At 54.3% G+C, this 12,883-nt stretch carries 7 protein-coding genes; 5 read left to right on the top strand and 2 right to left on the bottom strand.

Annotated features, from left to right (window positions below; all coding sequences use genetic code 11):
• Positions 1–410: 410 nt before the first annotated feature.
• Both C4520_20925 and C4520_20920 read left to right on the top strand, forming a co-directional pair.
• Complete coding sequence (locus C4520_20925; protein RJP14895.1) at positions 411–2,942, top strand: hypothetical protein; 2,532 nt, start codon at positions 411–413, stop codon at positions 2,940–2,942.
• A gap of 290 nt (positions 2,943–3,232) precedes the next feature.
• Complete coding sequence (locus C4520_20920) at positions 3,233–4,561, top strand: DUF1015 domain-containing protein (protein RJP14894.1); 1,329 nt, start codon at positions 3,233–3,235, stop codon at positions 4,559–4,561.
• A 36-nt stretch (positions 4,562–4,597) separates the two neighbouring features.
• Here C4520_20920 and C4520_20915 read toward each other — a convergent pair whose 3' ends face one another.
• Positions 4,598–7,564, bottom strand: coding sequence for a PAS domain S-box protein (locus C4520_20915; GenBank protein ID RJP14893.1), 2,967 nt, complete (start codon positions 7,562–7,564; stop codon positions 4,598–4,600).
• 306 nt (positions 7,565–7,870) lie between these two features.
• The gene (locus C4520_20910; protein ID RJP14892.1) at positions 7,871–9,661 is read right to left on the bottom strand and encodes a CocE/NonD family hydrolase; all 1,791 of its coding nucleotides are present in this window, start codon (positions 9,659–9,661) and stop codon (positions 7,871–7,873) included.
• Positions 9,662–9,870: 209 nt separating this feature from the next.
• On the opposite strand from C4520_20910, the gene C4520_20905 reads away from it, so the two are divergent.
• The 3 genes from C4520_20905 to C4520_20895 all read left to right on the top strand — a co-directional run bounded on the left by C4520_20905 (position 9,871) and on the right by C4520_20895 (position 12,842).
• On the top strand, positions 9,871–10,485 hold the full coding sequence (locus C4520_20905; protein RJP14891.1) for a SagB/ThcOx family dehydrogenase: 615 nt from the start codon (positions 9,871–9,873) through the stop codon (positions 10,483–10,485).
• A 32-nt stretch (positions 10,486–10,517) separates the two neighbouring features.
• Positions 10,518–11,375, top strand: coding sequence for a hypothetical protein (locus C4520_20900; protein RJP14890.1), 858 nt, complete (start codon positions 10,518–10,520; stop codon positions 11,373–11,375).
• A 159-nt stretch (positions 11,376–11,534) separates the two neighbouring features.
• Complete coding sequence (locus C4520_20895; protein RJP14889.1) at positions 11,535–12,842, top strand: GMC family oxidoreductase; 1,308 nt, start codon at positions 11,535–11,537, stop codon at positions 12,840–12,842.
• Positions 12,843–12,883: the final 41 nt, after the last annotated feature.

Here is a 12,883-nt window from a genome sequence, read left to right as displayed (position 1 = left end):
TACCGCACATTTGAAACCTTTTCGCTTGCCCTTTATCACGTGCTCGGAGACCTTCCTATGCCACAATTAACCCACAAATTCTTGTGAGGAGCTACTTTTTTTTATCGTGCAGGAAGCGGCCGCATGATTTCTTGTTTATGATTCGTGTCTTCTAGAGATCCCCTCTCGTGTCTGCTCGCCTCTTGCGTAATTTCATTTCGTTGTTAAGATACATGCTTAATGGAAATCGACGACATTCTATCGCCAACGACATTGTTTTCGATCTTCAATGCTATTTTCCTTTTCTCAATCCATTCCGCAGCTTCATCAGACTCATAAAGAAACACAGAACGAGTAACAGGCGGCTCGCAGTTAGCGCTTCCGAATCGAAAGGTGGAACTTTTTCCGCCTCAAAACTAAGGGAAAACGTATTGCGATTTGCAGGAAAGGAAGCGATTGTGACCAAATCTCGATTCTTGGGGGGAGCATTATCGGTCGCGGCACTGCTTCTTGTCGCGGCCGGCGCGGCCGCCTGGACGCCGTTGCCGGTGGTGGACGACCCGCTCGTACGCATGCCCGGAACTCAGCCGGGTCAGGGCACAATGATCATGGACCCGCAGATGTGCCTGAACTGTCACGGGGATGAGAACATCCTGAATCCGGAAGGCTATGTGATGGCCCCGGGCTACTTTTGGCAAGGCTCTGTCATGGCGCAGGCGGCAAGGGATCCGCTGTTTTACGCATGCATGGCGGTTGCCGGTCAGGACTCGATCTGGGCGGTCGGCAATCCGAATGCAGTTGATATCTGCGAGCGCTGCCATTTCCCGCAGGGATGGCTCGCAGGCCGCTCTGATCCGCCAAACGCCTCGTTGATGACGGGAACCGATTTCGACGGCGTACATTGCGATGCATGCCACATGAAGTGGGATCCATTCTTCGCGACAACCTTTGACGGCACACGCGAAGGGTCGGATTGGGCAGGTTACTGGGACGAAGCCGGCAACACCGGCCCCGGAAGCGGGACGCCTTCTCAGGTCGCGGCTGAAGCCACGCTGGCTGAGGATGCTCTTCTTGCCGCAGGAATCAAGCTGTTTTCGGGGCTGGACTTTTTCATCGGCGACGCCCCGAAATACGCGACGTATACGGAAGACGGCGCCGGACAGTATTTCATGGCGATGATGCACCGGCCGCGGGCAAGCTTCGCCGACACTAAATCTGATCATCCGGCCTTCTATAGTCGCCATCACAAATCGAAGTACTTTTGTTCGACCTGCCATAATGTATCAAATCCCGTGCTCGCAAATGCATGCGAGGACCTTAACGCAACCTATGGGCTCAGTCTCTCTTGCCTTCCCGACCAATCGGGCGGAACCGACCTGATCACCGAGCAGTACTCGGCATCGCGCTATTTCCACGTTGAGCGCACGTTCGCCGAATTCGAGATATCCGCCTACGGTCAACAGGGCGGCGCGGCAACGAATCCGGAGTTCCATACCAAGTTCGATCCGCCGATCACCTGGGCAAGCTCATGCCAGGATTGCCATATGCGCAATATCGTGGGTAAAGGCTGTGAAGAATTGGCCGCTCCTTTGCGACCGATCGAGAGCACCGAGCATCCAAATTCCGGAGCGCCCATGCACGACATGATGGGCGGCAATGTCTGGTTGCCGTATGTGCTCGCAAGCACGGACGACCATTTCCCCGATACGTATGATCCGATCAACTTCGCTCTGCTTACGCAGGGGCCTCTCGCGCTCACGCTGGATATGTATGCCGGCTTAAGCCCAACGGACCGAGGGGACAGGTTGCTTGCAGCCTCCGACCGCGCGAAAGACCAACTGAAGCTTGCCGCAACAATAAAGAACGTGACGTACAACCCGACAACTGGAAACCTTGCCTTCAGAGTCCAGAACAATACCGGCCATAAACTTATCAGCGGGTTCCCTGAGGGCAGACGCATGTTCGTCAACATCAAGGCGTATGCCGGGGGCAGCTTGATACATGAGGTTAATCCATACGATTACGCAGCTGGCACATTGAAAGGGCTCTCGCATCCAAGCTCTCCTCCGCTCGGTCCCAATGAGACCTACGTCGATGCTTTAGTGTATGAGGTTCATCCGAAGAGCCAGTTGACGGGTGAGGACGAAACGTTCCATTTCGTTCTCGCTTCGGAACGCTATAAGGACAATCGAATCCCACCGAAGGGGTTTGATATTGTAGCAGCCGCCGAGCAGCTCATCGAGCCGGTCGACCATGGCGTCAGCAGCCCCGCGTACTTCACCGCAGCAGAATATGCGGGCGGATACGATGATGTGAGCGGCCCATTTGTTCCCGGCGCCGATTCCATTGTGATCACGCTCTACTATCAGAGCACATCCCGCGAATATATTGAATTTCTCAGGGATGAAATCAATGGCACCGCCGATACTCTCTCACGGCCGACACCGTTGAAACCGGGCGGCGATCCCGGCGCATACATCATACAGACCGATCCCTTCTTCGGTGCTTTAAAAGCGTGGGGCGATACCATCTGGGAACTCTGGTTCCACAACCACGGCCTTGACGGCCTCGGCGCTTCCGTGCCGACCATCGTGCCATTCCAGATGACTCAGGCGCAGTTCCCGGCTTCTCCTTTGACAACGATACACCTGCTCTATCCGCCCGACCTGGCGGTATTGAACGCGCTGACTTCTCCGCCCACGTTCGTGTGGTCGGCCGACGGGGGCGCAAACGTGAAGTACGCTATCGATTTCAGTCTGTCAGCGGCCTTCACAAACTACGTCTCCTCGTACGAAACTCTCGGGGTTCAACTTCCGAATATCAGCGTAACGATCCCACAAGCCATCTGGGACAGCGTTCCCACAGGCACTCCTATCTATTGGCGTGTCCGCGGCGCCGACACCGGCGTGACCCCGATTACGCCCGTCTTCAGCACGGAGACCTGGTCATTCGTGAGACCGTAAGTCCGGAATCAAGAAGACCACCCGCCATTTTTCCGGCGGGTGGTCTTTTTTTCTGCCGGACGATCGATGGAACCAGCGTTCCCGCCCTTATCTCTCGCAGCGGTTGATCATCGTGGTTCGTACGTTCTATAATAAATTAGCTGATATGTTCTTCGTTAAAAGCCGCCTATGCACATCTCTGCACCTTGACAATTCCGGGGGCTTTTCAGTATATTAACCATATTTTCTGAAGGCCGGTTCGCCATAAGGACATTTCTGAAACCTCAAACACCCTCGAGACAATTTCGAAAATGGCAAAAGTAATTCCCTTTAAAGGTTATCGGTATAATCCTGCGCGTGTGAATATTCAAGACGTGGTGGCCCCGCCATACGACGTTATCACGCCGGACCAACGCGACTTCCTTCATCAGCGCCACCCCCACAACATTGCGATGCTGACAAACCCGAGGGAGATGGTCGGCGACAGCCCCCAAAACAATCAGTACATCCGGGCGGGAAAGGCCCTCGTGCATTGGATCGATTCCGGCATCTTGCGACAGGACGAACGGCCGAGCGTCTACGTCTACGAGCAGCTTTACCGGTACTCCGCCGAGCAGCCGAGCATTCGAAGGGGATTCATCGCGCTCGCTCGGCTGGAGGAGCAGGATTCAAAGGTAATACTCGGCCACGAGCAAACACTCATGTCCGCCAAGTACGACCGCCTCAACCTGATGAAGGAATGCAAGGCAAATCTGAGCCCCATATTCTCACTGTACTCGCAGTCGAGCAAAACAATTGATGCCGTTCTCGACGAGATCGCAGCGTCCCCGGCGGAGTACGATTTCGTCGACGACAGCGAGGTTCGAAACAAACTCTGGGCGGTGACTGACCCCTCCATCATCCGACGACTGACATCGGAGATGAGCGACCAGCGCCTCATTATCGCCGACGGCCATCACCGCTACGAGACCGCTCTCATTTACCGGCACATCCGCCGAAATGAAGGCAGGCGCACATCGGAAGATGCTTTGCACAATTATGTGATGATGATGTTTGTCAACATAGACAGCGGCGTGACCATCTATCCGATCCATAGAATCATTTCCGACATCCCCGACTTCAAGCCGGAAATTTTCCGAAGCAGGCTTTCAGAATATTTCGAGGTTGTTCCCGCCCCGTTCGATTGTTCCAACTGCGAGCAAACTGCCAGAAATCTCTTAAACCGGATGGCCGAGGAGGGCGAGACGCGTCATACCTACGGACTGTATTTGGGGGGTGATAGACTCGAACTTCTCAAGTCAAAGGATGATATAAGGCTGCGCGAACTGGTCGACAAGCGGCACTGCGAAAGTTTCCGCACTCTGGACGTTGCCATCGCGCAGGCGGCCATTTTTCAAGAGATCATGGGAATCCACACCGGCACGGCTTCCAAGGAAGAACATGTCCGTTACACGCCGTCGGAAGGCAAAGCCCTCGATGCCGTTCGCCGGGGAGAGGCGCAGGCGGCTCTTCTTTTGAATCCAACAAAGTCCGAGCAGGTGAAGGCAGTCACCTATGAAGGCGAGAAGATGCCTCAGAAATCCACCTACTTCTACCCGAAGCTGCTATCGGGCCTGGTGATCAATCGTTTCGATTGCTGAAGCTATTCCGCCGACGGATACTCAAGGGGTCTCCTCTTACCCCCGCGTGGAAGCGACTGGCGAGGCATTGAGAACGGAATCCAGCTTGAGAAGGAGTTCATTCAGTTGATACGGCTTCTGGATAAATCCCAGAACGCCGCTGTCCAGAATTTCCTGCGCTTTGCCCGTTTGGCTGTACCCGGTAGAAAGAAGCGCCTTGACGTGCGGGTTAATCTCTTTTAATTTCAGAAAGGCCTCATGCCCGCCCATTTTCGGCATCACCATATCGAGGATAACCACGCTGATCTCATCCTTGTGCTTCTGATACACCTCGACCGCCTCAAGCCCGTTTTCAGTGCTCATTACGCGGTAGCCGTATGCTTCAAGCGTGTCGTGGGCGAGCGAACGGAGTGCGGCTTCGTCATCGACGACCAGGATCAGCTCGTTGTGGCCGCGAGGCATCGCAGCAGTTGAAGCGATTTTCAATTCCGGCTTTCCACTTTCCGGCAGATATACTTTGAACGTGGAGCCGATGCCCGGTTCGCTGTAAACGGAAACAAATCCGCCGTGATTTTTTACCACGCTGTATACCATCGAAAGGCCAAGCCCGGTCCCTTTCCCTTTCTCTTTCGTCGTAAAGAACGGCTCAAAGATTCTCTGCTTGGTCTCCTCGGCCATCCCGATGCCGGTATCTGTTACCGCAACGGCCACGTAACGGCCGGCTTTCGCCCCGAAATATCTGCCGAAATATTTTCCATCGACGACGGCGGGGAACGTCTTGATCACAAGCCGCCCGCCCGCAGGCATCGCGTCGCGCGCGTTCAGGCACAGATTCATCAATATCTGTTGTAGCTGGGCCGCATCGGCCTCGACAGTGGCCAATTCGGGTTCAGGATCGACGTGAATCTCAATTGATTTGTCAAGGGTGCTTCCCATGATCTGGAGTGTCTCCTCAACCAGTCGATTGATATCGACCGGCTTCACATCGTATTTTCCGCCGCGCGCAAAAGCCAATAGTTTTGCTGTCAGTTCGGATGCCCGTACGGCGCTCTTCTCAATGGTATCGATGTAGTTCTGAAACGGGTGGCCTGCGTCAATTTTCGCTTTCATAAACGATGCGTACCCGAGGATGCCTCCGAGAATATTGTTGAAATCGTGGGCGATGCCGCCGGCCAGAGTGCCGATGCTTTCCATCTTCTGCGCCTGAAACAGTTGCTGTTCGAGCTGTTTCTTTTCCGTGATATCTCTCATGATCCCGCGATACGCCGTAATCTCACCGCGTTCGTTTACCATCACAGTGGCGGTAACCAGAACATTTATTCTTCGGCCGTCCTTTCGTTTGAGGATCATCTCGTAATCTTTTACGAAACCGGAATCGGCGATCCTTTTCTGAAATCGCTCCCGGTCGTGCGGATTCACGTAAAGATCTCCTGCGTTCACCCCCTCAAGTTCTTCTCTTGAGGAATAGCCGAAAAGCTCGACGCCGGCAGGATTGAGGTCAAGCATCTCCCCGCCAACTGTGGCGATGAAAAGAGCATCTTTCGTTTCTTCAAAAAGGGTCCGGTATTTTTCCTCCGACTCCCGCAGTAACTGCTCGGCTCGATGCCGTTCCGTGATGTCGCGGGCGACCCCCAGAAGTGTCTTCTTCTCGATGCTGTTTGTAACCACGCGCGTCTGAGCCTCAATTGGAACGCGTCGCCCATCATGTGTTCGCAGATAGTAGATCGAGGGTGGCAGCGAAGTGTTATTTGCCAAGACTCCTTTTGTTACCGCAGCGGCTGTCTTCAAGCCGTCTTCGTCAAGGATGTCGGATAGCCTGAGCGTCTTCACTTCTTCCGCGCCAATCCCTATAATCTCGCGGGCGAACTGGTTCGCGTACAGGATGTTCCCCTTCAGGTCCATCTCGTAGATCATGTCGGGAATGGCGTCCAGAATCATTGCTTGCCGGCGCTCGCTCTCCCTCAACGCCTCCTCAGACCTCTTCCGCTCGGAGATATCCCGGAGAGCGATAACCCTGCTCATCAGCCGGCCCCGCCAATCGGTTAGCGGCGAAATGCTCACGTCGTATGTTCGCGACTCCTTGCCGGCCTTCAAGTCGATCACCGTGCGTCCGGAGGAAGACAAGCGCGACGTCTGCAACTGCTCGGACCAGTAGCTCCAAATCTGGTCGAGCGGCCAGCCCACGGCTTCAGACGCGCTGTATCCAATGATATGCTCCGCCGCCGGATTAATGTCCACAATGTGATTTTCGGCGTCCAGCACAATTACCGCGTCCTGCATGCTTTCAATGATGCTTTCCCGCGCAACCGGAACGATGTCCAGGAGGCGAAGCCGGAAGATGCACCACGCGACCATGAGGCTGCTGACAACGAGCCCGAGAACCTCGAGATCCACATATCCGAATGGGTTCAAACCAAGCACAATAAGGCCCCGGCCAATCGTCGGCGCCGTTTGCCCGATAAGGAGCGCGCTCGCCTGCCACCGATACAGGTGTCTCGAATGTATGAGCATCTGGAGAAGCAGATAGGTGCTTATCAGCATCAGGGTGTAAACGTAGCTCACGTAACACCAGAAAGCAGGGCCGAATTTCTTTTCAATCGTGGTGATCGCATATGCTGTTCCCATGAAGACCTCGGTCCACATGAGCCGATGGTAATGGTTTGTGAAGACAAGAACGAGAGTAACAACGGGAATAATGGCAAAGAGAATGAGATTGCGCCGCCGTAACCAGTGCTCGCGACCGGTGAACTTCACGGTGAAGAGAAACCACAACGTGGGAACCGAAACAATGCCCACATATTGAAACGTGTTCCAAAAGATCTTCGTTTGCAGTTTCACACTGCCAAGCTCAAATGCATAACAGAAAATCCACTCCGCGCATCCCAGCATCAGAAGGGCGCCCATTCCTGAGCCAGGGGCCCCTTTTCGCCGCCACATGTACAACGCAAGCAGTGCCGTACTAACCGCGACCGCTATGAGGGGTATCGAATACGGAATGTTCCGCTGCAAGGCAAGCGATTCCATTTGTTCCTTTACTGAACGAAGAGGCTATTGACCGCTATTTCGTGGGAACAGTTTTCTTCATTCGAATCCCTATGGCATTTTTTATGCCGGAGACGCGCAAATCGGTCTCTTTTGAGGAGTGAGTATAACTAGAAGAGATACAATGATTTAGGACATGCTTAGGTTGGTCGGCATCTTCGGATCAGGAGTGCCCGGGCGTACGTTCTCGTACAATGCGGAACGCGAATTCCTTTACAAGAGCGATAATTGTTCCCAAGCCGAGACCGCCAGTACGGCCACACAAGGAGAATTGCATCCTGGCAAGACTTATGTGTCCGATGGAATCAACGGAAGAAGAACGTATGACGGGTTATCCTGATCGTGAAAAATGGTTTGTTTTGCGGTGACCATTTCTCGATCACTCGCGATGTCCGCACCTGTGTTGAGATTCCTGCCAAATTCCGGGAAATGCGAGCTGCTGACCTCTATTCTGATGCAGTGGTCTTTCTTGAAGAGGTTGGCCGTTGCGCCGACAGGTATCTCAAATTCATAAATTTCGTTCTCTTCCAGGAAGGCGGGTTCAGTGAACGAGTCGCGGTATCTGGCGCGGACCATTCCGGAACGCAGGTTGATCGCTTTGCCGTCTGGATAAACATCAACCAGTTTGACTGAAAAATCAGTGTCGACCGCACTCGAGGAAGCGTAAATGATAGCGCTTACCGGGCCGATGATCTCGATTTCCTCGTCAAGCGGCGGAGTGGTATACACAAGCACGTCGGGCCTCATCTCGATCTGCCGCTGATCACGCGGCCCGGGCGTGGCATTTCCATATATCGATGTTCCACCGAGTGAGGGAACCGGGTTTGCAGGATCATACGTGAAGTGGTCGGGCGGTTCTTCTCCCGGTAATTCAGGACTCAATATTCCGTCGCCGCCAGACGTGTTCGCATTCCCATTGCTGTGCAAGTAGTACTTGGTGAATTGGGTTCTCGCCAGAGGCCACTCCGCCTCCTCGCGCCATTCATTTCCGCCCATCACAAAGATGGTAACGGGGCTGTCGGATGGCATCTCGGCGCCATCGTCCCTCAGCCAAAAATTGTACCACGAGAGCATTGCCTTGATCTGCTGCATGAAATCAGCTTGCGGGCCGAAGTCAACATCATCGAATTTCGAGACCGACTCGTGCGTCCAGGGCCCGACAATGATGCGGCTTTGCCGTGCTTCCTCGCTTCCTCCCATCGTGACCATTCGGTTAAAATCCTCGAGCATCAACTCCAGATAGTAATCATACCAGCCGCCGATCAGCAGCGCCGGCGCCTGTATCTGGTCCACCAGCGTATCAACGCGAATCGCATCCCAGTACTGGTCGGGCGTCGGATGACTCACCCAATCGTTATAACTCGGGATATCAGCCCCCATGGAATCGTCGGCTTCAATCAGCGGCAGAGTTTGCAACGCGAGGTCGATATCGATATGCTCAAGACTTCTTTCATATCTGCCGGAGTTGCCGTAATGCCAGAAAAGCACATCGTTATACCTGAAGACGCCGTTATACATCCATCGGGGATACAGGTCCTGGCTGGTCACGATAGGAACCATCGCGCGCAGGTACTTGCTCTGGTAGGGCGCCGACAGCCACTGGGTCGAACCCCAATAGGAGAAACCGTAGGTGCCTACTTTCCCGCTGGACCAGTCCTGCACGCCCGCCCACTCGAAGGTGTCGTGCCCATCCCTGCCTTCCCATATATACGGATAGAAATCGCCCTCAGAATCATATTTTCCACGCACATCTTGAACGACGAAGGCGAACCCTTGCGATGCGAACATCTTGCCGGCAAACGCATACTTGTGATGTGGATTCCTTTTTCCATACGGAGTGCGGGTAACGATAACCGGATATTTCCCGGGCTTTCCCGGCCGATATATGTCGGCCGCCAACCTGACGCCGTCACTCATCGGTATCATCACGTCGCGGTCGATCTTTACTGAATACGCAGGTTGCGGTAAATCCATGTAAAGCGCGATGGCCCTTCCTTTCAGGTTCTCAAAAGAAACGGCAAAAACAAGGAGAAACAAAAGGCCCCCGCCGACAACTGTAATCTTCTTCCAATCTCTCATTGATTCGCTTTCATGTTCATGTTCTTCCCGGTGAAATCTCGGTCATTTGATCTTCTGATCTTATCATATTGCGAGCATGAATACAATTCAGGCTTTCCTTTAAGTTTTCTTGTGAAAAGTGACGGTTCGCTTCAATTTATGACATATTTAAATGTTGAACATGTTATCCGTAAAACCTTCCTGAACGAACACTAAGGGGAGAAGATCAGATGGAGCAAAAGGTACAATTGCCTGAACCGTCTCTGAGGGGAACGGTCTCGGTTGAAGAGGCGATAAAAAACAGACGCACCGTGCGCACATTCTCAAAAAATCCGCTCACGCTAAAGCACCTTTCACAGGTTCTATGGGCCGCCCAGGGAACCACCGGCGACACTATGAAATTCCGCTCGGTTCCTTCGGCGGGTATAATATATCCGCTTGACCTTTACGTTGTAATCGGGCAAAATGCTGTACAAGGACTGCCGGTTGGAGTCTACAGATATCTGCCCGATGCACACGCTCTCGAACGACTCCGTGAGGGAGATAAGCGCCAGGATGTCGCTCAGGCCGCTTTTGGGCAGTCCTGGATGACCGAGGCTCCCGTTCTCCTCGTAATCTCGGCCGAATACGACCGTCTGATGGAGAGATACGGCGATAGGGCCGTCCGCTACGCGGATTTGGAAGCGGGCCACGCTGGTCAAAATGTCTTCTTACAGGCCGAAGCCGAGGGGCTCGGAGCCGGAATTGTCGGAGTCTCCAATCCCACCGTGATCAACGAAGTGCTGGGCGCGGCGACGGGAGAGGAGCCGCTAACCATAATGCCGGTGGGCTATAAAGGCTTTTGAGCTGCCGCTCATATCGCTGAGGAAAAGACCGCATGCATTTTTGCGCTGAGGACGTTTTGGATGAATTCTATAAGTACGATAAGGACCTGCCGCTGAATGCTTCGGAAAGCGAAAGTCTCTCCGCGCCCGACGCCGCTTCAAAAGAATTCCACGTGACTTTCGATAGCGCGAGAGATCAGCGAGTATGCTCGTTGCTCACCCTCCCGGAGCAGGCTTTGCCGCCCTATCCGGCGGTCATCATTCTGCACGGCGTGTTCGGCCACAAGAGTTCGCCAAATCAACTGAAGCGTTCGGCTCACCTGGTACGCGCGGGCTACGCGACATTGCGTATCGATGCGCAGTATTGCGGCGAGCGGCAGATTCCTTTCATCAATGGCGCAAGCATCCATCCGCGGTATTATTATCGGAACCGCGACGCGATGATCCAGACTGCGCTGGATCTCATGCGTGCCGTTGATTATCTCGCGACCAGGCAGGATGTGGATATGCGGAAGGTCGGCTTTGCGGGGTTCAGCATGGGCGGCGCAGTCGGCGCCATATTTTCTTCGTACGAGGAACGGATTAAAGCGGTCGTTCTGGGCATCACCGGCGGAGACTTCAGCAAGTGGAAGGTTTCCGCTCCCGACGGCCGGGCTCTGGAGCGCATGCTGCAGGCATATCACCTGGTCGACCCGATTCATTATGTGAGAAAGATATCCCCGCGTCGCCTCCTCATGCAGAACGCCAGAAACGATATAATCATCAGCCGTGATGCGGCTGAAGCTCTCTTCAACGCAGCCCTCGATCCGAAACAAATCATCTGGTACGACTGCGGTCATGCGGATATGCCGGACGAGAGCCTCGAAGATATGCGCCGATTTTTCGATGAATGCCTGCGACCCAATACGTGAACGGTACACGCTCTACGCCCTGAAAATGCGCCTTCGGCATTTTCATTGACAAAAAAATAGGATATAATCTCGAACGGGAGGCAACCCTGCCTGTTCGTGCCGAAACGCGTGGCTGTGCTATCCAACAGAACGGTCAATCTCTAACGAGGAAGTGCGCCCATGACCCCAAAACATCTCAACGAATACGACGTAGTTGTGGTTGGTTCCGGCCCCGGCGGCGCGACCGTCGGCAGGGAATTGGCTCGAGCCGGAAAACGAGTTGCGATCCTGGAGTCTGGCAGCGACGACCAGCGCCTCGGAAGTTACCTGACGGCCCTGCGCGTGCTCTCGATGGAACGATCAAAAGAAGGGCTTCCGATGCTGCGCGCGCGTACGACTGGCGGCGCCAGTGTCTTTTACAGCGCCAGCGCTGCAGATCCGCCGCCCTGGCTCGCGCCGCGCTATGGCATCGACCTGTTTCCATTGCTTGACGAGATCAAAAGCGAGACTAAGGCCGGCGTTTTGCCCGAGAATCTCTTGGGTCGTGCGTCAATCAAGGTGATGGAGACAGCGAACAAGATCGGGTATAAATGGGAGCCTATGGCCAAATTCCTGGACCCGCACAAGTTTGCCAATGGCCTCTGCTGCGGGGCGAATGAGCATTTGGGCTGCCGCTGCGGCGCTAAATGGACGGCGCGCGAATATCTCAAAGACGCCGTTGCAGCCGGTGCGAACCTGATGATACATACCGAATGCACAGAGGTCGTTGTCGATGACGGCGTCGCTGTCGGAGTGCGCGCCCGGTTGGCCGGTGGCGGGGAAGTCGAATTGCGCGCCGGGTGCGTGGTCTTATCGGCGGGGGGGTTGAGCACTCCTTTGCTCTTGCAGAAAGCGGGCATTGACCGTGCGGGCAAAGGCTGCTTTACCGATCCAACCGTTGTTGTTTATGGCGTAGCGCCATTCGAAGGAACATGGCAGGATCCGCCGGTTTCGGTCGTCACATGGGAATTTTACGACAATGATGGCATACGCATCGGAACTATAATGGAACCCAAATGGATGTTCGCCTTGAGTATGCTGAAGCAGTCGCCAAAGCATGTGAGCCTGGCGATGAGTTATCGCAACATCGTTGGCATTCTTGTGAAAGTAAAAGATGAACTTAGCGGAGAAGTGCGCCCGGACGGAACGGTCTCCAAAGCGCTCGGCGAGCCCGAATGGGACCGCCTTAATAAGGGAATTGTGGTGGCGAAGAATATTCTCCGCGCCCTCGAATGCAAGCCGCAGACGATCGTCGTCGGAGAGGCAAAGGGAGCCCATCCCAGCGGCACCTGCAGGATCGGCGACGTCCTGGATAATAATTTGCAGACTGAAATCAAGAACCTTTACGCATGCGACGCCAGCATCTTTCCGGAGGCGCTTGACCGGCCCACCGTTTTAACCATCATCGCCTTCGGCAAGCGTTTAAGCAAACATCTGCTCGCCGGCTAGGCGCGAGCACATTCCCGTAATATACCCTGTACTCCCTGCAC

The organism is Candidatus Abyssobacteria bacterium SURF_5 (genome assembly GCA_003598085.1).
Taxonomy (GTDB): domain Bacteria; phylum Abyssobacteria; class SURF-5; order SURF-5; family SURF-5; genus SURF-5.
Note: the sequence above shows the minus strand (reverse complement) of the source record. Positions and strands in the feature narration are given on the sequence as shown.

Bases quoted from the DNA above. Each gene is read 5' to 3' on its own strand.
- C4520_20920 (RJP14894.1), top strand. From the start codon at position 3,233: ATGGCAAAAGTAATTCCCTTTAAAGGTTATCGGTATAATCCTGCGCGT.
- C4520_20915 (RJP14893.1), bottom strand. From the start codon at position 7,564: ATGGAATCGCTTGCCTTGCAGCGGAACATTCCGTATTCGATACCCCTC.
- C4520_20910 (RJP14892.1), bottom strand. From the start codon at position 9,661: ATGAGAGATTGGAAGAAGATTACAGTTGTCGGCGGGGGCCTTTTGTTT.
- C4520_20905 (RJP14891.1), top strand. From the start codon at position 9,871: ATGGAGCAAAAGGTACAATTGCCTGAACCGTCTCTGAGGGGAACGGTC.
- C4520_20900 (RJP14890.1), top strand. From the start codon at position 10,518: ATGCATTTTTGCGCTGAGGACGTTTTGGATGAATTCTATAAGTACGAT.
- C4520_20895 (RJP14889.1), top strand. From the start codon at position 11,535: ATGACCCCAAAACATCTCAACGAATACGACGTAGTTGTGGTTGGTTCC.